General features: G+C 49.5%; 19 protein-coding genes. 9 read left to right on the top strand and 10 right to left on the bottom strand.

The genetic code is table 11. The annotated features are described in order from the left end of the window. Window positions 1-104 precede the first annotated feature (104 nt). Window positions 105-1,037: a PP-loop family protein gene (locus tag PPG34_RS17440; protein ID WP_313834725.1), complete on the bottom strand. Its 933-nt coding sequence runs from the start codon at window positions 1,035-1,037 to the stop codon at window positions 105-107. Between the two features lie 8 nt (window positions 1,038-1,045). Continuing rightward, on the bottom strand, window positions 1,046-1,240 hold the full coding sequence (locus PPG34_RS17435) for a MoaD/ThiS family protein (RefSeq protein WP_313834724.1): 195 nt from the start codon (window positions 1,238-1,240) through the stop codon (window positions 1,046-1,048). Between the two features lie 429 nt (window positions 1,241-1,669). Between PPG34_RS17435 and tkt the strand changes: the two genes are divergently transcribed. Together tkt and tal are read left to right on the top strand one after the other, a co-directional pair. Beyond that, the gene (tkt, locus tag PPG34_RS17430; RefSeq protein ID WP_420888113.1) at window positions 1,670-3,682 is read left to right on the top strand and encodes a transketolase; all 2,013 of its coding nucleotides are present in this window, start codon (window positions 1,670-1,672) and stop codon (window positions 3,680-3,682) included. Between the two features lie 46 nt (window positions 3,683-3,728). After that, a complete protein-coding gene (gene tal, locus PPG34_RS17425; RefSeq protein ID WP_313834722.1) occupies window positions 3,729-4,862 on the top strand; it encodes a transaldolase in 1,134 nt (377 codons plus the stop codon). A 220-nt stretch (window positions 4,863-5,082) separates the two neighbouring features. Here the strand turns inward: tal and zwf are convergent, their stop codons facing one another. The 4 genes from zwf to PPG34_RS17405 all read right to left on the bottom strand — a co-directional run bounded on the left by zwf (window position 5,083) and on the right by PPG34_RS17405 (window position 10,242). After that, window positions 5,083-6,630, bottom strand: a complete 1,548-nt coding sequence (zwf, locus tag PPG34_RS17420; RefSeq protein ID WP_313834721.1) for a glucose-6-phosphate dehydrogenase — start codon at window positions 6,628-6,630, stop codon at window positions 5,083-5,085. Between the two features lie 27 nt (window positions 6,631-6,657). Then, window positions 6,658-7,551 (bottom strand): phosphogluconate dehydrogenase (NAD(+)-dependent, decarboxylating), encoded by an 894-nt coding sequence (gene gnd, locus PPG34_RS17415; RefSeq protein ID WP_313834720.1) that lies wholly within the window; start codon window positions 7,549-7,551, stop codon window positions 6,658-6,660. 283 nt (window positions 7,552-7,834) lie between these two features. Continuing rightward, window positions 7,835-9,703, bottom strand: a complete 1,869-nt coding sequence (locus PPG34_RS17410) for a glycoside hydrolase family 15 protein (protein ID WP_313834719.1) — start codon at window positions 9,701-9,703, stop codon at window positions 7,835-7,837. Between the two features lie 350 nt (window positions 9,704-10,053). After that, window positions 10,054-10,242 (bottom strand): hypothetical protein, encoded by a 189-nt coding sequence (locus PPG34_RS17405; RefSeq protein WP_313834718.1) that lies wholly within the window; start codon window positions 10,240-10,242, stop codon window positions 10,054-10,056. Between the two features lie 440 nt (window positions 10,243-10,682). Between PPG34_RS17405 and PPG34_RS17400 the strand changes: the two genes are divergently transcribed. From PPG34_RS17400 to PPG34_RS17385, 4 genes are all read left to right on the top strand, one after another. Continuing rightward, window positions 10,683-10,925 (top strand): hypothetical protein, encoded by a 243-nt coding sequence (locus PPG34_RS17400; RefSeq protein ID WP_313834717.1) that lies wholly within the window; start codon window positions 10,683-10,685, stop codon window positions 10,923-10,925. A 91-nt stretch (window positions 10,926-11,016) separates the two neighbouring features. Then, window positions 11,017-11,901: an aldose 1-epimerase gene (locus PPG34_RS17395; protein ID WP_313834716.1), complete on the top strand. Its 885-nt coding sequence runs from the start codon at window positions 11,017-11,019 to the stop codon at window positions 11,899-11,901. 437 nt (window positions 11,902-12,338) lie between these two features. Next, window positions 12,339-15,761 (top strand): DUF1800 family protein, encoded by a 3,423-nt coding sequence (locus tag PPG34_RS17390; RefSeq protein WP_313834715.1) that lies wholly within the window; start codon window positions 12,339-12,341, stop codon window positions 15,759-15,761. A gap of 77 nt (window positions 15,762-15,838) precedes the next feature. Further along, complete coding sequence (locus PPG34_RS17385; protein WP_313834714.1) at window positions 15,839-17,188, top strand: DUF1501 domain-containing protein; 1,350 nt, start codon at window positions 15,839-15,841, stop codon at window positions 17,186-17,188. A 56-nt stretch (window positions 17,189-17,244) separates the two neighbouring features. Here PPG34_RS17385 and PPG34_RS17380 read toward each other — a convergent pair whose 3' ends face one another. Beyond that, the gene (locus PPG34_RS17380; protein WP_313834713.1) at window positions 17,245-18,219 is read right to left on the bottom strand and encodes a DUF2891 family protein; all 975 of its coding nucleotides are present in this window, start codon (window positions 18,217-18,219) and stop codon (window positions 17,245-17,247) included. 89 nt (window positions 18,220-18,308) lie between these two features. On the opposite strand from PPG34_RS17380, the gene PPG34_RS17375 reads away from it, so the two are divergent. From PPG34_RS17375 to PPG34_RS17365, 3 genes are all read left to right on the top strand, one after another. Next, window positions 18,309-18,512: a hypothetical protein gene (locus tag PPG34_RS17375; RefSeq protein ID WP_313834712.1), complete on the top strand. Its 204-nt coding sequence runs from the start codon at window positions 18,309-18,311 to the stop codon at window positions 18,510-18,512. A gap of 247 nt (window positions 18,513-18,759) precedes the next feature. After that, window positions 18,760-19,803 (top strand): NAD(P)-dependent alcohol dehydrogenase, encoded by a 1,044-nt coding sequence (locus PPG34_RS17370; RefSeq protein ID WP_313834711.1) that lies wholly within the window; start codon window positions 18,760-18,762, stop codon window positions 19,801-19,803. Window positions 19,804-19,835: 32 nt separating this feature from the next. Beyond that, complete coding sequence (locus PPG34_RS17365; RefSeq protein WP_313834710.1) at window positions 19,836-20,435, top strand: tetratricopeptide repeat protein; 600 nt, start codon at window positions 19,836-19,838, stop codon at window positions 20,433-20,435. Between the two features lie 41 nt (window positions 20,436-20,476). Here the strand turns inward: PPG34_RS17365 and PPG34_RS17360 are convergent, their stop codons facing one another. The 3 genes from PPG34_RS17360 to ychF form a co-directional block, all read right to left on the bottom strand. Beyond that, window positions 20,477-21,196, bottom strand: a complete 720-nt coding sequence (locus tag PPG34_RS17360; protein ID WP_313834709.1) for a hypothetical protein — start codon at window positions 21,194-21,196, stop codon at window positions 20,477-20,479. A gap of 140 nt (window positions 21,197-21,336) precedes the next feature. After that, window positions 21,337-21,693, bottom strand: coding sequence for a hypothetical protein (locus tag PPG34_RS17355; protein WP_313834708.1), 357 nt, complete (start codon window positions 21,691-21,693; stop codon window positions 21,337-21,339). Window positions 21,694-21,883: 190 nt separating this feature from the next. Next, window positions 21,884-22,954: a redox-regulated ATPase YchF gene (gene ychF, locus PPG34_RS17350; protein ID WP_313834707.1), complete on the bottom strand. Its 1,071-nt coding sequence runs from the start codon at window positions 22,952-22,954 to the stop codon at window positions 21,884-21,886. Window positions 22,955-22,998: the final 44 nt, after the last annotated feature.

Raw genomic sequence — 22,998 nt, 5'->3', positions numbered from 1 at the left:
TTCGAGTCATGGACGAAGCCCAGATCATTGCACCTTGAATACTGAGTGTATGTTAATGAAACGTTAAACCATCAACATTGATGGTTTTTGGCAGAGAGGAACTGCTAAACGGCGGCTTTGGCTTTGGTCATCATTTTACAGTAGGTGCAGACTTCCATGGAAGTCGGTTGTCCGCAGGAGTGGCAGGGAGAGAGGCGACTCTGATCTTGTGCTGTAATGTTTTGAGTGGCGGCTTGTTCCTTGGCTTGTTTATCAAGAAATTGGAAATAAAACACTTGTTTGGTCCCTGGCGAAGCTTCTTCCAATCGATTGAGCACATCTTTATACACCAGCATCTTTGAGCCCTTGGACATGGGGCATTCATCGACGATGTAAGCAATCTTATTGATGATGGCATATGCCGCCATTTCACGCTCGGTTAACCGATACAGGGGTTTGACCTTTTTCGCGAATCCGTCCAAGGATGCTGGAAGGGTGGGCGTTTGCTTCTCTAAAAAATCTGTCTGCCAGTGGAGAACGTTGCCTAATAATCTTGAGGCCTCGTCATCCAAATTATGGCCGGTGGCCATCACATCGTAGTCTTTTTCCAACGCTGTCCTATTAAAATGATAGCGCTTCATGGTTCCACAGGCTGAACATGTTGGGCGATTGATCATCATAGCGAGTTCTTTGACGCCCGCCCCTTCGTTTTCAGCCAACGTATGAATTTGGAGTGTGGCTCCCAAGGGTTGGGCTACTGAATCATTGAAATGTTCGACCTTCTGGCGAGACTGCATGGAATAGTTGCCAATGCCCAAATCCACGTACAGGGCGTCGGCCCGGTACCCTAATTTCAGCAAAATGGCCCAGAGTGCCATGCTGTCTTTTCCTCCAGAAACCGCCACCAGGATGCGGTCGTCGTGGGAAAACATTTTTTGCTTTTTGATGGCTTTGGCAACTTGGGAGTGAACGAATTCCGTAAAGCATGTCTTGCAGTAGGCCGCATTATGCTGAGGGAGCTTGATGGCTGCTTGCTGTGGACATTTCTTACAACGCATGCAGGGGACTATCCTCCTGATATGACTGAACGGATTTCAATCGTATCACCGTCGTTCAACTTTTCATCTTCTGTGACAAGTTCATCCCCACGGATCACCAGGTGGGCTTCCGGGGTGAGCTGCAAGTGCTCAAGCAGTTGTTTCACACGCATGGGACCTTGAATGTCCAGCTCTTTGGTGGGATTGGTGAGATGAATTTTCATCGTTCTCGTCTATCATAAGGTGGTGCTGACTGAGTTTGCAATTTTCTCAAGGAATACGACATTGAATTGACACTTGCCCCAAAGAGGAGGGTTTTCTCGGTCCCATGGAATCGGGGTGAAAGTCCCAAAGACGGTTTTATAATAAGGGTTTATTTATGGCCCCGGACAAATTAACCCTATTATTTTTGAAGTTTTCTTCAATTACCGGTATAGAAAAACCGATAAAAATGATAGGATTTTACCCAACAGTCAGGAACCGGAACTTTTTAACAAAGAAGCATCGGTTAGAATATAAAAAGGGGTTTTCAATGGCCGAGAGTCCTCTCTCGATTGTGGCTAATTTTTTGATACTTTTCAGGAAGGAACCAGACCGTGGCTGATCAAGTCTCGATTGAACAATTAAGCATCAATACGATTCGCACCTTGGCAATGGATGCGGTACAAGCTGCCAATTCCGGCCACCCTGGTACGCCCATGGCATTGGCCCCAGTAACGTACTGCCTATGGAATCGTTTTCTGCAATTTGATCCGGATGATCCCATTTGGCCTAACCGTGACCGTTTTGTGTTGTCTGTCGGTCATGCGTCGATGCTTCTCTATGCCATGTTGCACGTGTCGCAAGTGAAGGCGGTGAATGAGGATTATGGTGCGACAAATAACCTGGCCGTCCCGCTGGATGAGATCAAGCGGTTCAGGCAATTGGAAAGCAAATGTCCGGGACATCCTGAGTATCATTGGACTTCAGGGGTGGAAACCACAACGGGTCCGCTAGGGCAAGGCTTAGGGAACAGTGTTGGCATGGCTATAGCCCAACGCTGGATGGCTGAGTATTTTAATCGTCCAGGGTTCGATATTATCAATTATGATGTATATGCCCTCTGCGGGGATGGATGCTTGATGGAAGGGGTCTCGAGTGAAGCAGCGTCGCTTGCTGGCCACCTGAAATTGTCGAATCTGTGTTGGATCTATGACAACAACAAGATCACCATCGAAGGCAAAACAGCTTTGGCGTTTAGCGAAGATGTCGGGGCGCGGTTCCGCGCCTATGGGTGGAATGTTGTCCATGTCGATGATGCCAATAATATCGAAAAATTGTCTGGAGCCTTCCGAGCGTTTCAAGAGGAGACCGCTCGGCCCACCATGATTATTGTCGATAGTCATATTGGATTTGGTGCACCGAACAAGCAGGACACCCATGGCGCGCATGGCGAGCCCCTGGGTGAGGAAGAGATCCGCTTGGCCAAGAAAAATTATGGTTGGCCGGAAGATGCCAAGTTCCTGGTGCCTGAGGAAGTCTTGCAGCATTTCAAAGCAGGCATAGGGCAACGAGGCAAAGCGAATCGAGAAGTGTGGACTGCGAGATTCCAGGAATACAAAACCCAGTTTCCTGAACTGGCCGATCAATTGCACAAAATGCAGCATCGGCAGCTGCCCGATGGCTGGGCGCGCGGGTTGCAAGAATTTCCCGCCGATTCAAAAGGCTTGGCGACACGGGAGTCCTCAGGGAAAGTCCTCAATGCCATCGCCAAGGAAGTGCCCTGGCTCATCGGAGGTTCGGCAGACCTCGCGCCATCAACCAAAACCCGTTTAACGTTTGACGGTGCTGGAGACTTTGAAGCCTCCACCTACGGAGGAAGGAATTTTCATTTTGGTGTGCGAGAACATGCCATGGGCGCGGTCATAAGCGGCATGGCGTTATCAAAGGTCCGTCCCTATGGGTCAGGTTTTTTAATCTTCAGTGATTATGGTCGGCCCTCCATTCGCCTGGCGGCCATGATGGAAATTCCGGTGATTTATGTGTTCACCCATGACTCCATTGGGGTGGGAGAAGATGGCCCCACCCATCAACCCGTTGAACACCTGGCGTCTTTGCGGGCCATTCCTGGCTTAGTCACGATTCGTCCTGGCGATGCGAATGAGGTGGTGGAAGCCTGGCGGGTGATCATGCAGATGCAGCATCAACCTGTGGTGCTAGCCTTAACCAGGCAAGCACTTCCGACTTTGGACCGTACAAAGTATGGCTCGGCCCTTGGGGTGGCTCAAGGAGCGTATGTTTTGGCGGATGCGGATGATGGCAAACCAGAGGTCCTCTTGCTTGCCACGGGAAGCGAAGTGCCTCTTTGCGTGGATGCCTATGAAAAGCTCAAGGTGGAAGGAATAAAGGCGCGGGTCGTGAGTATGCCGTCGTGGGAACTGTTTGAACAGCAATCCCAAGACTATCGAGATTCGGTGATTCCTCCAGGGGTCACAGCACGCGTTTCGGTCGAGCAAGCGACGACTTTTGGATGGAGTCAATATGTGGGGGCGACGGGAACGAGCATTGGCATGCATACGTTTGGCTCCTCCGCGCCACTGAAGGATTTAACAAAACATTTCGGATTTACCGTTGATCGTGTGATGGCTGCGGCCAGGCAGCAACTTGAACTGACTGTTGGCGCGTAGCACAATCGCACTAGATCCTATGATGGGAAAGTAAGGAGGCTACAATATGAATCCCCTCGTTCAACTTCGCAAAATCGGACAAAGCCCCTGGTACGACTATATTCAGCGGAGCTTAATTGCTTCTGGCGGGTTAAAGGCCATGATCGATCAAGATGGATTGATGGGTGTGACTTCAAATCCATCCATTTTTGAGAAAGCCATTTCTGGTAGCCAAGACTATGATGAAGAGTTGGAGCGGGTGGCTGCCGAGGTCGGTAATGTCAAAGACCTCTATGAAGCGTTGGCAATTCGAGATATTCAAGATGCTGCAGATGTCATGGCTTCTGTGTACGAATCAAGCAAAGGTCGAGATGGCTATGTCAGTCTTGAAGTTTCGCCCGACTTGGCATTCGATACCAAAGGCACGATCGAAGAAGCGCTTCGACTGTGGAAAGCGGTGGGTCGAAAAAACGTGATGATCAAAGTGCCTGGCACACCACAAGGGTTGCCGGCAGTCGAGCAGTTGTTGAGCCAAGGGGTGAATATCAATATCACCTTATTGTTTAGTGTGCAGGTCTATGAAGAAGTTGCCTGGGCGTATATCCGCGGATTGGAAAAACTCGCGGCCAATGGTGGCGATGTGTCTAAGGTGGCTTCTGTGGCGAGTTTTTTCGTGAGCCGCATAGATTCCCTGGTTGATAAACAACTTGATGCGAAACTGAAAGACGAAACCGATTCCCAAAAGCGAGCCGTAATGGAAGGGTTGAAGGGCAAGGTGGCGATCGCGAACGCCAAGGTGGCATACCTCGCCTATAAGGAAATTTTTTCAAACCCGAAGTTTCAAGCCTTGAAACAAAAAGGGGCCATGGTGCAGCGCCTCCTCTGGGCGAGCACCGGAACGAAAAATCCAAAATATCCAGATACCTATTATGTGGATTCCCTCATTGGCCCGGATACCGTGAATACAATTCCGTCGGCAACGTTTGACGCGTTTCGTGATCATGGGACCGTGAAAGAAACTTTGACGGAAGGGCAAGAAGAAGCCAAAGCCACCATGCAGCGGTTGGCCGATTGCGGTGTCTGTATGGCGGAAGTGACGGAGACGTTGCTTAAGGATGGGGCTCGTCTGTTCGTGGAGTCGTTCGAACAACTGATGGGTGTCATTAATCGAAAACGAAGCGAATTCTTGGTGGCAAAATAAGTTGTCAAACCATAACAGAAAAGCGGTAGGAAGAGTTTAGGATCTCTGTCTATTCTTAAAAAAACCTACAGCCAATTAAAAAGAAAAAGGGACCGGATAATCATCCGGTCCCTTTTTCTTTTGTCATGAATAAACATTTTGGGATGAGATCAAGATGTAATGTTGGGGTATGCGGCAGACTAGCGATGATGGCAAGTTCATTGTCTATTTTCGTGTCACCCTACACCAAACGCCATTGTCTTCCGTCGGTTTCGATGAGTTTATCCGCTTCGACTGGTCCCCATGTGCCGGCGGGGTATTCCGGTAGCCATTTCCCGCCATGGTCTTTCCAGCCTTGCAAGATGTCGGTGATCCAGGCCCATGAGGCTTCCACGGCATCACGTCGCATAAACAGCGAGGCATCACCAGCCATCACATCTAACAACAATCGTTCATAGGCTTCAGGTGATGGTGCATCAAAGGCATCGCCATATTTGAAGTCCATTTCTACGGGATGAGAGCGTGCCCGGCTTCCCGGAATTTTAGACATGATCCGAAGAGACATGCCTTCTTCTGGTTGAATCCGAAGCGTGAGGACGTTTGGCGCTTGTCGCGCCTCAGGGTTGGTGTTGAACAAAATTTCTGGGATGTCCTTGAATTGGACAGCAATTTCCGAGGCCCGGCCCGGCATGGCTTTTCCTGTCCGCAAATAAAATGGCACACCGGACCATCGCCAATTTTCGATAAACAATTTGAGGGCGACAAAGGTTTCCGTCGTGGAGTCGGCTTTGACCCCTTCCTCTCTTCGGTAGCCAGGAACTTCCTGGTCGTGCGCCTTTCCATGCGAGTATTGCGCACGGACGGTAAACTTTTCGACATCTTTTCCTTTGATGGGGTGGAGGCAACGAAGGACTTCCATGCGAGCATTCCGTACCACGTCGGGGTCTAACGAATAGGGGGGTTCCATGGCAATGAGGCACAGGAGTTGGAGAATATGATTTTGCACCATGTCGCGAAGGGCTCCGGCCTCTTCGTAATAAGTCGCCCGTGTACCCAGGCCTTCCGCCTCGCTCACCGTGATTTGGACATGGTCGATGTACTTATGATTCCAAATAGGTTCAAAGATGCTATTGGCGAACCGGAGCACCATAATATTTTGAACCGTTTCCTTCCCAAGATAATGATCAATGCGATAGATCTGCGATTCGTCAAATACCTCTCCTATGGTGGCATTGATGGATTTCGCCGATTCCAAATCATGGCCAATGGGTTTTTCGACAATCACCCGAGAGACACGTTCAGGTAATTCGGGAGGATAAATCAGTCCGGCACGTTGCAATCCCTGACAGGAGGGGGCGAAAGAAGTGGGAGGAATGGCCAAGTAAAAAATTCGATGGCCTGGCAAATCAAAATGTGCTTCAATTTCTTCGATGCGGGTGCGGAGCCCATGATACATGTCAGGATCGTCAATCGCACCGGATACATAGTGGAGACGACGAGCGAATTCTTCCCATTTGTCTTCTTGAAGTGATTGCCGAGAAAATTTTTCAATGCCTTCACGAGCAACTCTTCGGAATTCATCATCGGTCCAGGATTTTCGGCCAATGCCCACCACCGAATAGTTTTCCGGAAGCAATCCATCGATTACGAGATTGTATACGGCAGGCAATAGTTTTCGTCGTGTCAAATCTCCCGACCCTCCAAAGATGACCAGACTGCAGGGTTCGACAGTGGGACTTGTATTGTTTTTCTTCTGAGCTGCTGATTCTTTCTCAATGGCCTTAGTCATTTCATTCCTATTCACGTTGAAAATAGCCTACCGTTTGACGCTATGGCCGCCAAAGGCATTACGAAGAGCCGCTAACATTTTCTCAGCAAATGATTCTTCCTGTCTTGAGCGAAATCGGGTAAAGAGGGCTGTCGAAAGAGTGGGAACGGGTACATCCTTATCAAGCGCATCCATGAGCATCCATCGACCTTCCCCAGAATCCTGGACGTAGCCTTTTAATCCAGTGAGTTTCGGATCTTCTTTTAACGCCCCGGCGGCGAGTTCTAAAAGCCATGAACGCACCACACTGCCGTGCATCCAGAGGTCGGCGATGTTGCCCAGGTCCAGCTTATAGTCACTTTTGGACATAAGCTCGAACCCTTCCGCATAGCCCTGCATCATGCTGTACTCAATGCCGTTATGTACCATTTTTACATAATGTCCTGCTCCATGGGCGCCAACATGTAACCAACCATCCTTGGGGGCGAGGGTAGTAAAAATCGGGTCAAGCCGATTCACGACTGCTTTATCACCTCCAACCATGAGGCAATACCCAATTTGTAATCCCCAAATACCTCCGCTAGTTCCTGCGTCGATATAGTGGATTTGTTTTGGTTTAAGTTCACCCGCACGACGGACGTCATCATGAAATTTGGTATTGCCACCGTCGATGATCACATCATCAGGCTGCAGAATTCCGGCCAGTGATTGAATGGTTTCTTCGGTCGGCGCTCCAGAGGGGACCATGACCCAAACGGCGCAAGGCTTCGCAAGTTTTGATACGAGATCTTGAAGTGAAGAGGCTCCTATCGCTCCCGTCCCTTCTGCCTGTTTGATGGCCTCTGGCGATCGATCAAAGACAACAATTTGGTGATTATCCTGCCGAAGCCGGGTCACCATATTCATACCCATTTTACCAAGTCCGATAAATCCGATTTCCATAACCGCTCCCTTTCCGCCTAGAGCGAATTGTGCTGGTCTAGGATCTTTTTGGTCATGCGTGGCTGGTGCGAGCGCATGCCTCTGGTTGAGTTCGTGTTGTACCCTGGAGATAACGTCTTCACACCTCTCGAGGCGTTTCAAGTAAAGCTAAAATAATAGAAGAAGACAGTTATTTATCGGTATTAGGGGAGGATGACAATATAGTCACCCCACCTTACCGCAAAAAATACTTAGGGTAAAGTGTGAAATGAGATGGGGGTGAAGACCGTGGAAGCTAAGGTGTTTAGGGTTTTTGAGGTTTTGATGAAGGAGAAGGCGTTCGACGCGTCATTGTCGTGGTACCCTGTCGGGTGTTTAGGGCCAGGTCGAGGTTGGTGGCTGCGCTGATCAATCCAAAATGCGTAAAGGCTTGTGGAAAATTCCCTAATTGCTCCCCAGTATGAGATACCTCTTCAGCATATAGCCGGAGGTGGTTGGCGTAGCTCAACATTTTTTCAAAAATTAATCGGGCCTCTTGCAACCGGCCAGCACGAGTTAAGGCCTCGACTAACCAGAAGGTACACATGCTGAATGTGCCCTCATCTCCCTCTAATCCATCGGGCGCTGCCTCTCCAACTCGATACCGATAGACTAAACTCCCCATGGTCAATTGTTCGAGGGTGCGGTTTAGGGTGGAAATCATTCGGGGGTCCGTAGGAGAAACAAAGTGCACCAGGGACATGATGAGATTCGCGGCATCCAAGGCGGTGGTGTCATAGTGCTGAACGAAAGCTTCAATCTCGGTGTTGTAGCCACGTTCCATGACATCGATATAAATGCGGTCGCGTTCATGCATCCATTGGGTACGGTTTCCTGGGAATCCCCGTTGATCGGCTAGGCGGATGCCCCGGTCGAGTGCCACCCAACACATGACTTTGGAATAGACAAAATGGCGACGACCGCCGCGGACTTCCCAAATGCCTTCGTCCGGGAGTTCCCAATTGTTACACACATAATCGAGGAGTCGGCACAGGTTCATCCAGAGGTCAAAAGAAATCGAGGTTCCGTGTTTGTCATAGAGATACACGGCATCCATGAGTGTGCCATACATGTCGAGTTGTAATTGATGGGAGGCCGCATTTCCGATCCGTACGGGTTTGGATGACTGGTAGCCGTCCAGATGGGTGAGTTCTTCTTCTGGGAGATTTCGGCGTCCGTCGATGCCATAGACCAATTGTAACGATCCATCAGGATTGAGGTCGTGGCAACGGGCATTGAGCCAGTCCATAAATCGGCCGGCTTCCGTGGTGAATCCTAACCGCAGGAGACCATATACGGTGAAAGCTGCGTCACGCATCCAGGTATAACGATAGTCCCAGTTTCGAGGACCACCAATGGCTTCGGGGAGGCTGGTGGTCGGAGCTGCGACAATGGCGCCTGTGGGGGCGTAAGTCAGGAGTTTCAATGTGAGGGCAGAGCGATGGACGGTTTCCCGCCAACGTCCGGAATATTGACATTGGCTCAGCCAACGTTGCCAAAAGGCTGAAGTATTTTGAAAGGCCATATCTCCTGACTCTGGAGTGGCTAATAAGGTGTCCGAGCCATTGGCTTCTAAGTATTCGATAAAAAACGTTAAGCTTTGTCCTTCGCTGAGAGTAAATTCGGCAAAGGCCATTCCCTCTCGTGCTTCAATGGGTATGGGACTGACCAATCCCAGAACGGCATGTTGTGATCGGAAAATGACGTTGGTGTCCCGGGTCATCACGGTATGGGAATCTCTTCCATAATTGAATGAAGGGGCACATTCGAGGCGGAATTGGACTTGCCCTCGGGTCACGGCAACCATTCGAATTATTTGGTGGCGTTTGGGGATGTACCCTGGGGCATCAGATTCCACAGGCATGAAATCCGTGATTTCTCCGACACCATCTTCTTGAAAGAACCGGGTGAGGAGGATGTTGGTCTCGGGCAGATACATTTGGCGTTGATTGCCTTCATGAATCGGCGAAATTTTAAAATGTCCACCTTGTTTATGATCCAGCATAGCGGCAAAGACACTGGGGGAGTCGAAGTGCGGGAGGCAACACCAATCAATCGAGCCATTCGTGCTGACGAGAGCGATGGTGTGCAGGTCCCCGATGATGCCGTAATCGCCAATCGGTTTATATGTCATGGTTAATCAGAATCCTGGGCAATGGGAAATGTAAATCGAACAACATCCTGATGTTCTCGAATGGAAAAGAGAATCGAAGGGTGGGAGAATCTCTGGGCAGGACTACAAAACCCTGCATATTTTGGGAAGCGATAATTCAATGCTTTGATCAATGGTTGAATGTCTGAAAAAACGGCGGACGGTAACATACCCATCTACCGTGGTCAATTCGCTTAGTGTGCCGCCCTTCCCCCTCGAGTGTTCCGCCTTTCGTAGGGACGGACATTTCATGGGTAATCAGGGGGTGAATGAAGGCGCAAAAGGCCATTCCGTTTCTTAGGGGACCTTCCTGATCCGCCATAAGAAACGAGTTAGGCCATAATGTCGATTTGATGCTCGGGCTCATCGGGCCCTTGCTCATGCCCCTCGCTTCCACTCTCAGGTTCCTGAGGTTTTCGTTTCCGCTGTGAGCCAAAATACAAATTTCTCCCAGGGTCACGGTCCCCAGTTGCTGTGGTATAAGGATGGGAATGAACAATTAAGCGTGTGTTGATATCCATGGCTCTCCTTGTCCATTGGTGGAGAATGTCTCATCCGTGAGACGGTTTCATGCCACTACGCTTACTTATTATTTCGGCAAGAAAGAGAAGAAACCTAATCAATTCTTTCCGGAAATGTGAAAAATTTACAGCAATACGCTTCTGGCCAGAGGATGCGTTGGAATTGTGGGAAAGGGGAAGAGCTCCTTTGCACCCTCAAAGGGTCGAGGACTCCATTGGCATGGGGATGAAATTCTTTCGATTTCCGGTTTATGAGAACCATTTCTATTTGCGTGTGAACGCGAAAAGCCTTTGCATTTTTTTTAAGGTATATTCCAATCTTGTTCCCCATTAATTTCTTCACCGAGGAGGGCCAGATGTTGGATCAGCACCTCAGTATGGATTTGCTTTGGCAAATTACTTCTTGAACCTTATCAAATGCTCATTGGGAAAATTCGGCATTGTCCACATTTCGGGAAATTATTAAGGCTAATCCTCGGGTCCAATCCAATCCTGATCCGGTCATTGGCATCAGTATGTTGGATAATTCGTCCATCAATATTGCAGTGAAACCCTGGGTGAGTATTCCAGAGTATGTTCCGGCCCAGGCAGAATTATATCAAGCCATTGTGGAACGCTTTAGACAGAAAAATGTCGAGACTCCTTGCCCACTGCAGGAAATCCGCATGCTTAACGCAGTCTAAGGGGTTGAATAGTTCTCTTATCATCAATTTGTAGAGGCAGGTGTCCGATGGACATGGCGTAACCCTTTCAGTTCATCGAAAGAAGAGAGGCATGGAATTAAATAACGGAAAAGTTCGCCTGAAGTTGAATCCTGAAATTGGGGGTTCCATCACGGAATGTTCTATCAACCGTGGGGGTGAGTGGATTCCTATCTTGCGTCCGATTGAAGAACCGCTGAATCGCTCCTCTGACGCGGCTAGCTTCGTGCTAATTCCCTATTCTAATCGCCTACGAGATGCCAAATTTTTCTTCCAAGGAAAGGAGTATCAATTACGTGGAAGGGAGAAGCATGCGATTCATGGGGATGTTCGAGATCGGGCTTTGCAGATCATCAATCATTCAGGGGATCGAGTTTCCCTTGGATTTGATTCCATCAAGGCAGGGGACGTGAATTTTCCTTTTCCGTTTTTTGCAAAGATGACCTATGCCTTGGAAGACTATACCCTTACGAGCCGGATTGAATTACAGAATGTGGGTAGTGGGCCGATGCCCGCGGGGTGTGGTTTTCATCCCTATTTCAATCGACGACTAGAAGGATCTACGGGCGAAGTTGAATTGCAGTTGACCGTTAATGGTGTGTATCCGGGTAATACGCCTTTACCTTCAGGCCCAGCAACTCCCCTTCAGCCAGAGCATGATTTTCATGTTCGGCGGCCTCTCGATGTCGTTCTCGATCATTGCTTTGCAGGATGGAATGGGCAGGCGTTGATTGATTGGCCGGGGAGTGGAGTCCAAGCCTTCATCCAAGCCGATGCGAGCATGAAACATGTGATTCTTTATTCACCACCGTACAAAAGGTTTTTTGCCCTGGAACCAGTGACCAATGCCAATGATGGATTTAACTTGTACGCGCAAGGGGATCTGAATTGTGGGGTGGTGGTCCTCCAGAAGGGAGAAATTTTACAAGCTGGATTTTCAATGAGTCTTCAAATCTGAAAATTCCGGGTGTTAAATCGTGAGCCTTTTATATAAAAAATATATGAGGAACAGCATAGAGTAGTTTCCTTCCAATATTTGATTTGTGACAGACCCGCGAGATGATCTGTTCTGGTCCGATCTGGGCTACTTTGGTTTTCTATTCTTCTCTTCACTTTCCTTCGGCAGATTCTTCATTTCTCTTCCAACGCTGCATTCGCAAAATGTGTGTCGCCTTGCCGATAATGGGTCGTGGGTAATGAATTAACCAAACCATGTTTCGGGTTGAGAAGGTTCAAGCGCAGGCTATAGTTCTTCTCTAGTAACTCGTCCCAAGAACGTCTTGGGAAGATCCTCTGAATCATCGGTTATTAAGGAAACCAGGAATGAGTGAAATCGTTCCTAGGGATTCGTGCGTAAATAATGGGACATTGGTGAGTTTCATAAGGAGGAAGATTATGGCGGTACAACGCATTTTGGCAACAGCGAAGCACCAGGAAAACGGGGCATATGTCGCAAGGTGTCCAGACCGGTCTCGTGTGTTTTCAGGAGGCTGGTGTTCGGGAGCTTTAGGCCTGAAAGGCCGTTCACCCATAGGATTTGTCCTCCAAATAATTTTCCTGCTTTCCTTAGTCGTGGTGCCTGAGGCCATGGCCAAATCTAACGATCATAAGTTTCAGAACAGACATCGTTCGGTACCCCTGACAGTTGTGGTTCAAGGTGGTGGGACAGTGACGAGCAAACCAGAGGGAATTTCCTGTTCAGAGGGAAGGTGTCAAGGAGAGTTTCCTCGTGGGACTGTCGTTCGGCTTCGAGCGTCAGCTGTAGACGGTATGGAGTTTTCTCAATGGCGTGGAGCATGTGGCGGGTCGCGAGGATGTAAGGTCAGACTGAGACGACCTAAGACGGTATTAGCCAGTTTCAAAGCCCCACTTCCCGTTCCTTTGACCGTATATGTACGGGGTGAAGGAAAGGTGACAAGTACACCGGAGGGCATTTCTTGTACTGCAGGAAAATGTCGTGGTGAATTTGCTCGTGGAACGGTAGTCAGACTTCATGCCGACCCTGGTGACGGCCATATATTTAAGAAATGGCGAGGAGCCTGTTGGGGATCCAAAGGATGTAAAGTCAAACTCAAACGGCCACGCAATGTCTTGGCGCAGTTCCGGATTCCTCGACTCATGCCCTTGCGCGTGATGGTCAAAGGTGAAGGCAGCATTACAAGTTCCCCAGAAGGCCTTGAATGTCGAGAACATGTCTGTTTTGGAAAATTTCCTGAAAAATCCTATGTCACGCTGACCGCAGTTCCTCGGGAAGGACAATCCTTCAAACGGTGGCGCGGAGCATGTCGTGGGTCAGAGACTTGTACCGTTAAACTACGACGACCTCGAACCGTGCTCGCCAAATTCACGAACACACCTCCCCCCCCTCCTGAAGAAGTTGTCCTTTCTCTTTCTATGAAAGGCAAAGGAAAAGTCACAAGTTCCCCTGAAGGCATTGAATGTACCACGGAAAGCTGTAAGGGCGGATTTCCTGTTGGCACCATAGTGACCCTGAAGCCGGAGGCGGGCGAAGGCCATGTGTTTTCAGAATGGTCTGGTGCGTGCAAAGGGAACGAAGAATGTAAAGTCACGATGAATGAACCCGCTGAAGTCAATGCGAACTTTGTGCTCATTCCTAAAGAAACCCTCACGGTGATGATTGCAGGAGAGGGTGTGGTCTTCAGTGATCCTGATGGGATTGAATGTAAAACTGAGACTTGTGTCGCGGAATATCCTCAAGGCTCACCTGTGACCCTGATAGCAAAGCCTGGTGAAGGACAACTTTTTGGCAAATGGACCGGTGACTGCTCCTCGTCTGAGTCCACATGTAAATTAACACTGTCTAAGTCCATGTCAGTTAAAGCTGAGTTTCAAGCCGTTCCTAAGATTGCGCTCACATTAAACATTGTGGGGCTCGGCGAAGTGATCAGCGACCCTGAAGGGTTGGAATGTGAAGCTGGTACTTGCGTTGGGCAGTTTCCTCAAGGAACCGAAGTGGTCCTGCAACCGAAACCTGGAGAAAACCAAGTCTTTGGTGAATGGGCCGGCGGCTGTACTGGTAGCGAGGGATGTAAAGTGACATTGAATGCGCCAGTCGTCATCACGGCCACCTTTACTCCGCCGCCACCACCACCCAATGTGGATTTGAGTGTCACGGTTGTTGGTGATGGGTCTGTCGTAATCACGCCGGTCAATCTGACGTGTACGACCGGAACCTGTACGAATCCAATCCCAACCGGGACTATAGTGACAATAAGTGCGATTCCCAATACGGGCCAATCCTTCTCTGGTTGGACTGGAGCCTGTAGTGGTATTGGAAGCTGTGCATTGACGGTAACTGCGGCAACTGCAGCCACGGCGACCTTTGTTCCTTCAACCCCTGGTGGTACGACCAATGCAGATGCCATTCGGTTCTTAGAGCAATCCACGTGGGGACCAAATCCAACCTCGATTGCTCACCTGCAATCCATTGGGAAGACGGCGTTCCTGGCTGAACAGTTTAACGCCACACCATCGACCTATCCTGATCCAGTAGATGATTCCAGTTCTCTGGGACCGCTACAAGATCAATGGTTCCATAATGTGTTCCATGGACAGGATCAACTACGGCAACGCGTGGCATTTGCGTTGAGCCAACTGTTTGTGGTTTCCGCAAATGCTCTTGGCAGGGATGATCAAATGATCCCGTATCAACGCATCATGCTCAATAATGCATTTGGGAATTTCTATGACCTCATGCGCGATGTCACACTGAGTCCGGCCATGGGTCTATATCTAGATATGGTGAACAATGACAAGACCGACCCGGGGTCTGGGCTGAATCCAAATGAGAACTATGCGCGAGAATTGCTCCAGCTGTTCTCTGTTGGATTGAATGTCTTGAGTCCTGATGGCAGCGAGGTCTTGGATACGAATGGGCAACCCATTCCAACCTATGACCAAGATGTCGTGATCAATCTTTCTCGCGTGTTTACTGGTTGGACCTATCCCACTAGACCAGGAGAAACTCCACGATGGCGGAATCCTTCACATTTTGATGGGCCTATGGAAGCCATTGAAGAGCATCATGACACTGAACAGAAATTGTTGATGAATGGCTTCGTGATTCCAGCAGGTGGAACTGCGCAGGAAGATTTAGATGCTGCGCTGACTCACATCTTCGAGCATCAGAACGTGGGTCCGTTTGTGGCAACACGACTCATCCGCAACTTGGTGACGAGTAACCCAAGCCCAGAATACATTCAACGTGTGGCCGCGGTGTTCAATGATGACGGCAGCGGAGTGCGTGGAAATATGCAAGCCGTGATCACCGCGATTTTGATGGATGCTGAAGCGGCAACGGTAGTACCAAATGGTAGCCATCTGCGGGAGCCGATCCTGTATGCCATGGCTCTGTTGCGTGCATTAGAAGCGGATGTGGAGCTCGATAATCCGCTCTATACCCGTACACGTGACCTGGGGCAAACACTGTTCTCGCCGCCGAGCGTGTTCAATTTCTTCTCACCGTTGTACAAGATTCCGGGGACGAATCTATTCGGACCGGAGTATCAAATTCATACCCTGACCAATGTGATTGCGCGAGCGAATTTTGTGAACCGCGTGGTGACCAATGGGTTAGGTGGGGGAACTACGGTCGATCTGTCTCGGTTTGAAGCTGTCGCAGCCGATGCTGGTCAGCTAGTCGCCGAAGTGGAGCGTGCCTTGCTGCATGAGAATTTATCCGATGCCGAACGGCAGAGCATCATTACTGCAGTGTCTGTGTCGTCGAATTCGACAACGCGGGCACGCACGGCAGTCTATTTGGTTGCGACATCGGCCAAGTATCAAGTGCAACATTGAGCATGGCTGATTCACAATAAATAAACATATGGTCTGGCATTCTGAAGAATGCCAGACCTCAACTGAGAGGATAAATCATGGTGGCTTTATCACGGAGAAAAGTCCTGCAGATGGCAGCCTATGGAACAGCTTTTGGCGTGGCGTCTCAACTGTTTCCATTTCGAGCATTGAATGCATTTGCCCAGACGGCTGGAGATTATCGAGCCTTAGTCTGTGTGTTCTTGTTTGGTGGCAATGATGGCGATAACACAGTCGTGCCGATCACGGGCCAAGCACAAGCCGATTATGCGGCAGTACGAGGAGCAATTGCTCATACTCCAGGTAGTCTTTTGTCAATTGGCAATATCAATCACAGTACCTATGGAAACACGGAGTATGGACTGCATCCAAGTATGACGCATCTTGCAGGGTTGTCCTCACAATTAGCGGTTGTGGCCAATTGTGGAAATTTGGTCGAACCTTTAACCAAAGATGAATACCGAAATCGATTGAAGCCGCGTCCTCAGTCGTTGTTTTCGCACTCGGATCAACAACAGCAAATGCAAAATGCCAGTCCCCAGGGGCCCTCTGCCTCAGGATGGGGTGGGCGTATGATTGATCAACTTCAAGCGTTGAATCAGCCTGCAACATTTCCCGCTGGTTTATCCATGTCTGGAAGCAATGCGTTGTTAATCGGAGCGCAGACTCAGCCAGTATCGTTATCAGGCGGGGGAAGCATTCTTTTGAGCGGGGATTCGGGAGAGTCTGGACAAGCGCGTACAGCGGCTCTTCAGGAAATGTTAAACATGGAATCTGGTTCTATTCTCATGAATATGGCCAATACTACATTCTCCGAAGGGATTCAGGTTGGTCAAGCGATCGACGCGGCGTTGGAATCCAGCACGTTGCCCACAACCTTCCCATCGTCGTCCTTAGGTCGCCAGCTAGAAAATGTGGCCAAACTCATTCAAGCGCGAAATAGCTTGGGTATGCGGCGTCAAATATTTTTCTGCGCTACCGGTGGGTATGATACACATTCCGATCAATTGCCGAGACATGCGGGAATCCTGGGCGGCGTGAGCGAGGCGATGGCTGCATTTTATCAAGCGACGTTGGATTTGAATGTACAAAACGAAGTTACGGCGTTTACGCAGTCGGATTTTGGACGGACATTTCAACCTAATCCAAATTTAGGGACGGACCATGCCTGGGGAAGCTATCAGTTTGTGTTAGGCGGAGCCGTGACTGGAGGTATTTATGGGATGCCCCCCGTGTTGCAATTAGATGGGCCAGATACGACCGATGGCAGGGGACGATGGATACCCACGACAAGTGTAGATCAATACGGAGCGACCTTGGCCAATTGGTTTGGGGTGAACTCGTCAGATATCAATGCAGTGTTCCCCAATTTGGTGAATTTCCCAGTTTCTAATTTAGGGTTCGTGTAATCTGATAGCGTGATACAGTTTCTGACAATTACCAAAAAATTGAATAAGAGGGTTGCTCAGTTCAAGGGTTTATCGAAACTCAAGGCGATGGCATAGATGCCAAACTGGGCAACCCAATGGCTATGTTTTTTGTAGTTGTCACGCCAGTATTGAGGTAATTCCATGTGGGTGACAATGTGGTTGACGTATTGATCCCGATAGGCTTCTTTGCCGGTATGGGAATAGAGATCCCACAAGCCCCAACTGCGACTAAAGTTCAGCCCTGCCGAATGTGGAGATGAGGGGTGCTCCACAGGCTGGAGGAATTCCCCCTCATTCAAAAATGCCTCCAGCCACTCTTTGCTTTCCTTCTTCGGTAAGATTGCCAGCAATGCGCGGGTTCGCTGAAGTGCGGCGGGGAAGAATTCATCGGTGGCGTTATCCCACGACTGAGGGACGATGGAATCAAGGGGAAGGAGTCGATCTTTGGTCCATTGCAATAGATTCGCGGTCCGGTCTCTCTCACATTGAAATTGAGACCATTCCCACAGATTAATTAAGGCCCAAGATAGATTTCCGTAGGCCCGATGCTGAGCATGGTAGGTGATTCTTTCTGGGGAAAGGGAAAATATCCATTGCTCTAAACGCTGTGCGAGTTCTGTGGCTAAAGGGCGTAAATCTGGTTTACCCGAGTATCGCTCACGTTCTAGGGCCAGTTTTAGAAACCACGCAAATCCATAAGGCAGTTCTTGATTCACTTCCTCCCGCTGGATGGTGATGAGTTCTTGGTCAAGTTGATCAGGGGTGAGTCGAGACTCCGCGATTTCCGCCCATTGGGGATCGTCGGTCAGTCGCGAAACGGTGAGCAAAGCATAGATGCCATGTACACAGGAATGCCAATCTATGCACCCGCAAAAGGCCGGATGTGCCGTGTCCTGACGAGTGACACCCTGAGCTACGGTGATGGCGAGTGCCGTCAGATATTCTGTTCTGGACGCACAAAAATTTTCCCATGCTGTTGACGAAGGCGATAGATGAGGATCTGAAATCATAATCTCACCACTGTACCGGTCGTTTCGGTTTTTGTGAAGTGGTGGCGAATGGTGTATTTCCGTCATTATTCCAAGGGCCGGAACAGACGATGGGAAGTATCCGCAAAGCCACGAAAGTAAAGGCCTCGGCCCTCATGGTGGGGCTGTCCTCTGTCACCCTTTCAGTCGTTAATGTGAGCATGGTGGTGAATAGCCTTTTTGCTTTGATCGGCTTCAGCGTCTCAGGCTTTATTTTGACAAGACCCCTGTCCCTGGATGATCAAGAATTTCCTGCAAAGTTTGCAGTCGAGTAACCATCGTTTATTCTTCCGTCCACACAAGTTAAACTAAATACGTGAGTTTCTCCTTTGACTCTCGTCGTCCAGTCGACCTCTCATTCACCTGTTGCTGGGTTGCCTGGAGCGTTCATGTATGAAAGCCCCAATGTTGTCCTGAGCTTGATCGACTCGGGTCCTTAGTTTATGCCATGATGAAATAATTTTGTTCTTAGGGCATGTATGCGATAATCACTATGACGTTTCTAGAATAGGGAGAATGTTCATGTTGCACACTAAGGGATATGCGGCCATGAGCGCTGGTGCAGCGTTGGAGCCATTTAGTTTTAATCGACGAGCCGTTGGGCCTCACGATGTGCTTATCCAAATCCAGTATTGTGGAATTTGCCATTCCGATATTCACCAAGCCCGTGATGAATGGGGTGGTTCCTTTTTCCCCATGGTGCCTGGGCATGAAATCGTAGGAACGGCCATCCAAATTGGCGGGGAAGTCAAAAAATTTAAGCAAGGGGACCGCGTTGGGGTGGGGTGCTTTGTTGATTCTTGCCGGAGGTGTGGAGCATGTCAGGTAGGATTGGAACAGTACTGCGAAGCGGGCATGATTCTGACGTATAACGGTCTCGATAAACAGGGTGCGCCAACTTATGGTGGCTATTCCAAGCAGATTGTCGTGGATGAAAACTATCTGTTACGGGTCCCGTCTTCTCTGTCATTGGAGGGTACGGCTCCGTTGCTGTGTGCGGGTATCACGACCTATTCCCCTTTGAAACATTGGGGTGTGGGGAAAGGTCATAGGCTGGGAGTTGTGGGGCTTGGAGGGCTAGGTCACATGGCTGTAAAAATTGGATGGGCTCTTGGCGCGGAGGTGACGGTTTTCAGCCGCTCTGAACGCAAACGGCAAGATGCCTATCGGCTAGGAGCTGTTGACTTTGTGTCGACCGAAAAAGATGGTGCGTTGTCAGAACAATCAGGGAAATTTGATTTTGTGATCGATACGGTGTCTGCCTCCCATGATTACAATGCCTATTTGGATTTGCTGACCAGAGATGGAACCATGATCTTAGTCGGGGCTCCTAGCGAGCCTTTACCAGTGGCCGCGTTTCATTTGGTCTTGAAACGTCGGCGTATGGTGGGTTCGCTCATTGGAGGGATTTCTGAAACGCAGGAAATGCTCGAGTTTTGCGCGAAGCATCAAATCCCCTCTGACGTGGAGGTGATTCCTTTTCAGCAGGTCAATGAGGCTTACGAACGAATTTTAAAAGGCGATGTTCGCTTCCGCTTTGTTATCGATGTTGAATCGTTGGGGTAGCCGGGAGGCTGGAAAATTCCGGAGGGCTAATAATGAAAAAGATTCTTTCAATTTTTGGTTTGATGATTGTCGTTTTGAGTGTTGCCACGAATCCAGCATGGGCCGATTTTGAAACCGCGGAAAATGCCTATTTAGGTGAAGACTTCGAAAGGGCTTTTCGGGAGTGGGAACCCTTGGCTCATCAAGGTAATCCCGAAGCTCAAAACATGTTGGGGTTCATGTATCGCTGGGGCCAAGGGGTGAAGCAGGACTTTTCGAAAGCGCAGGAATGGTATAAACGTGCGGCCGATCAGGGGAATGCCACGGCTCAAAATAATCTCGGCCTGGTGTTTCGATATGGGTTAGGTGTTCCCAAAGATTACCAGCAGGCGTTTCAGTGGTTCCTTCGTGCTGCGGAGCAGGGAAATGCCGCTGGGCAAAATCATTTGGGCTTGATGTATTTTAAAGGAGAGGGTGTGGCGCAGGATTATGTGCAGTCCTATAAATGGGCCATGCTGGCTGCCGAGCAGGGAATGGATCCCGCCATCCAAGCGTTGGGCATGTTGGAAGAGGTGCTCACACCAGCCCAAATCAAGGAAGCCAAAGCCTTGGCCAGAGCTTGGAGACCCAAAGGCCCCGAAGCAGTGTTGTAGAAAGTCATGCGTAATTTTTCATTCGTGCTGAGTTCATAAGTTTATCCCGCCCTGCCTGAATCTTTAGGGGACATGTCCCCTAAAGAGGCTATATGTTCCTTCCCATCTTTTGGATCCAGATAGACATTTCTGAGATAAACGCTGTCTCGCCTGCATGTTTGAGTGAGAAGCTGGTGATGGGCCCGTGAATCGGTGACCGCCACGGAGTCCAGGGTGTGACAGAGTTGAATGGTATAGAGCAGCGAGGCACTGGTTTTCAGCAAGGCCCATCCATATTCAAATGTAGGTCCGTCCTGTGGAGAATGTGCCGAGCGGCTCAGGGTTTTGATGGTATCAACTTGAAATCCATAGTTGATCCACTCTGTCTCAGCCAACGTCGACAATAGCGATTTAATTTCTGACGCCTCCTGTGTTGTTGAGCGAAGTTTGGACTTATCAAACAATCCTCGCTGAAATCGATAGTCATGTACTAGGGCCTCGTGGAATATCGATCGCCACTGAGTATCAGCCAGATCGCGATCTATACCTTTAATCATTTCCCCATTCATTGGTCCACTGACTTGATGGCCTTGAATAATCCGGCCAGTCCTCAATAATTCGGGATAATAATCCCCCATTCGGTCGGGGAAAGCGGTCGTTCCAACCAAAGGTGTGAGTTGGAGCGCCATGAAGTCACGAAAGTGGAGGGATTCATAGAGTTGCAGGAGATGGTGGAGGGTAGATTCCTGGCAAAGATGAAAGGGATAAAAAACGGCATTCATGGTGATGGAACTGAGTACTGTGGAAAGAATACTGACGGTGGAGAAGTCTTGGTGAAAAAAAAAGAGGAAGATGGGTAAAGCCTGCGCACCGTTATCTATAAAGACAAAAAATGCGCAGGGATTAACGATCTTTGTGAAAATTACGACCTGGCTTTGAGTGCGTCTTGATAGGCTTTGTCCTGTTGAGCCCAATCAAGTCTGAGGCGTTCAGATATGGCTTTTTTCTTGGCGTCTTCGTCCAAGCGACTCTCTTGATTTTTGATCGAGGCTTCCGCTGCGTAGATCACGGCATAAGACGTTTGCTGACCATGTTGTACGCGGATGGATTCTATGTGAGGGTTTAATTTTCGTTTCTGGCAATACGCTTTCCCGGCTTCGGTCAAACTGACGCCATCCTCCTCGATGAGGGGAGTCGTGCCAGGTGGGATCTCCTTCCCAGTAAACGAAAATAGCTTCCCAATTTCACCTTCGGCAAACCGTACCTTGGCATCTCCCATGTAGTCATTCCTTTGTCAGTGAAGAAATAATAATAGTGGCGAAGGCAACCGGAGGGAGTGAAGAAACCCAACGGGGTGACTTCCCGTTACGCCATAAAAATCCCCTTCTTAGGAAGAGGATCGACACTTAGTGTACACCTTTTGTAGGCATCCTGAAAAGTAGGCCGTGCACAGCCCTCAGGCTTACGGATTATACATTAAACTTGAAGTGGCAAACATCGCCGTCCTTCACAACGTATTCCTTGCCTTCCGAGCGGATTAGGCCCTTCTCGCGTAGCGTCACCTCTGAACGGAACTGGTCGATATCTGGAAATCCGTAAATATCAGCCTTGATAAAGCCCTTTTCAAAATCGGTATGGATGACGCCAGCGGCTTGAGGCGCCTTGGCGCCGACGGGGATGGTCCAAGCACGAACTTCTTGTGGGCCACAAGTGAAGTAGGAACACAATCCAAGGGTTTTGTAGGCGCTAACAATGACTTTTTCTAGGCCACTTTGTTCCATGCCGAGGTCTGCCATAAATAAATCCCGATCTTCACCAGACAACTCACCGATTTCGCTTTCCAATTTCCCGCAAATAACCACTGACTCGGAGTGCCGTTCCTTAGCAAACGCCTGAAACTCAGCGATGACGGATTGGTCTGGGTTCTCATCGGTGTTGCCAACATAGAGAACCGGCTTGGCCGTCAAGAGAAAGAAGGGTTGGAGGGTTTCCTCCTCAATCCCCAAGGTTCTTGCCGGCTTGCCTTCTTCCAGACCGTTCTTGAGGGTTTCCAGGATCACCAAAGCCTCTTTCGAGGCCTTGTCTCCCGTCCTGGCCTTGCCAGAAACTTTATCGAATTGCTTCGTGAGGCTTTCCAGGTCCGCGAGCATGAGCTCGGTTTCAATTACTTCAATGTCGCGTTTGGGATTGACGCTTCCCAGGGTATGCACGACATCAGGGTCTTCAAAGAGGCGGACCATGTGCAGAATGGCGTCTACTTCACGAATGTTGGCCAGAAATTTGTTCCCCAATCCTTCACCGCTCGCCGCGCCTTTGACGAGGCCAGCAATATCCACAAAGCGACAGGAAGCGGGAATGGTCTTTTTTGGTTTGAATAGCTCGGTGAGGCGGTCTAGCCGCGCATCGGGGACGGCTACGACACCGACATTTGGCTCGATCGTGGTGAAGGGATAATTCGACGCCGCCGCGCCTCCTGACGTCAGCGCATTGAAAATCGTTGATTTGCCAACGTTGGGTAGCCCGACAATGCCAATTTCCATGGGAGGCGCATACTAGCAAATCCGATCTCGACCCGGCTAGTGCG

This window comes from Candidatus Nitronereus thalassa (assembly GCF_032191465.1).
In the GTDB taxonomy this organism is placed as follows: domain Bacteria; phylum Nitrospirota; class Nitrospiria; order Nitrospirales; family UBA8639; genus Nitronereus; species Nitronereus thalassa.
Note: the sequence above shows the minus strand (reverse complement) of the source record. Positions and strands in the feature narration are given on the sequence as shown.

Bases quoted from the DNA above. Each gene is read 5' to 3' on its own strand.
- gnd (WP_313834720.1), bottom strand. From the start codon at position 7,551: ATGGAAATCGGATTTATCGGACTTGGTAAAATGGGTATGAATATGGTG.
- PPG34_RS17360 (WP_313834709.1), bottom strand. From the start codon at position 21,196: ATGAATGCCGTTTTTTATCCCTTTCATCTTTGCCAGGAATCTACCCTC.
- PPG34_RS17385 (WP_313834714.1), top strand. From the start codon at position 15,839: ATGGTGGCTTTATCACGGAGAAAAGTCCTGCAGATGGCAGCCTATGGA.
- PPG34_RS17440 (WP_313834725.1), bottom strand. From the start codon at position 1,037: ATGCGTTGTAAGAAATGTCCACAGCAAGCAGCCATCAAGCTCCCTCAG.
- PPG34_RS17390 (WP_313834715.1), top strand. From the start codon at position 12,339: ATGGCGGTACAACGCATTTTGGCAACAGCGAAGCACCAGGAAAACGGG.
- PPG34_RS17410 (WP_313834719.1), bottom strand. From the start codon at position 9,703: ATGACATATAAACCGATTGGCGATTACGGCATCATCGGGGACCTGCAC.
- PPG34_RS17365 (WP_313834710.1), top strand. From the start codon at position 19,836: ATGAAAAAGATTCTTTCAATTTTTGGTTTGATGATTGTCGTTTTGAGT.
- PPG34_RS17375 (WP_313834712.1), top strand. From the start codon at position 18,309: ATGGGAAGTATCCGCAAAGCCACGAAAGTAAAGGCCTCGGCCCTCATG.
- PPG34_RS17395 (WP_313834716.1), top strand. From the start codon at position 11,017: ATGGAATTAAATAACGGAAAAGTTCGCCTGAAGTTGAATCCTGAAATT.
- tkt (WP_420888113.1), top strand. From the start codon at position 1,670: ATGGATGCGGTACAAGCTGCCAATTCCGGCCACCCTGGTACGCCCATG.
- PPG34_RS17380 (WP_313834713.1), bottom strand. From the start codon at position 18,219: ATGATTTCAGATCCTCATCTATCGCCTTCGTCAACAGCATGGGAAAAT.
- zwf (WP_313834721.1), bottom strand. From the start codon at position 6,630: ATGACTAAGGCCATTGAGAAAGAATCAGCAGCTCAGAAGAAAAACAAT.
- PPG34_RS17435 (WP_313834724.1), bottom strand. From the start codon at position 1,240: ATGAAAATTCATCTCACCAATCCCACCAAAGAGCTGGACATTCAAGGT.
- ychF (WP_313834707.1), bottom strand. From the start codon at position 22,954: ATGGAAATTGGCATTGTCGGGCTACCCAACGTTGGCAAATCAACGATT.
- PPG34_RS17355 (WP_313834708.1), bottom strand. From the start codon at position 21,693: ATGGGAGATGCCAAGGTACGGTTTGCCGAAGGTGAAATTGGGAAGCTA.
- PPG34_RS17405 (WP_313834718.1), bottom strand. From the start codon at position 10,242: ATGGATATCAACACACGCTTAATTGTTCATTCCCATCCTTATACCACA.
- tal (WP_313834722.1), top strand. From the start codon at position 3,729: ATGAATCCCCTCGTTCAACTTCGCAAAATCGGACAAAGCCCCTGGTAC.
- PPG34_RS17370 (WP_313834711.1), top strand. From the start codon at position 18,760: ATGTTGCACACTAAGGGATATGCGGCCATGAGCGCTGGTGCAGCGTTG.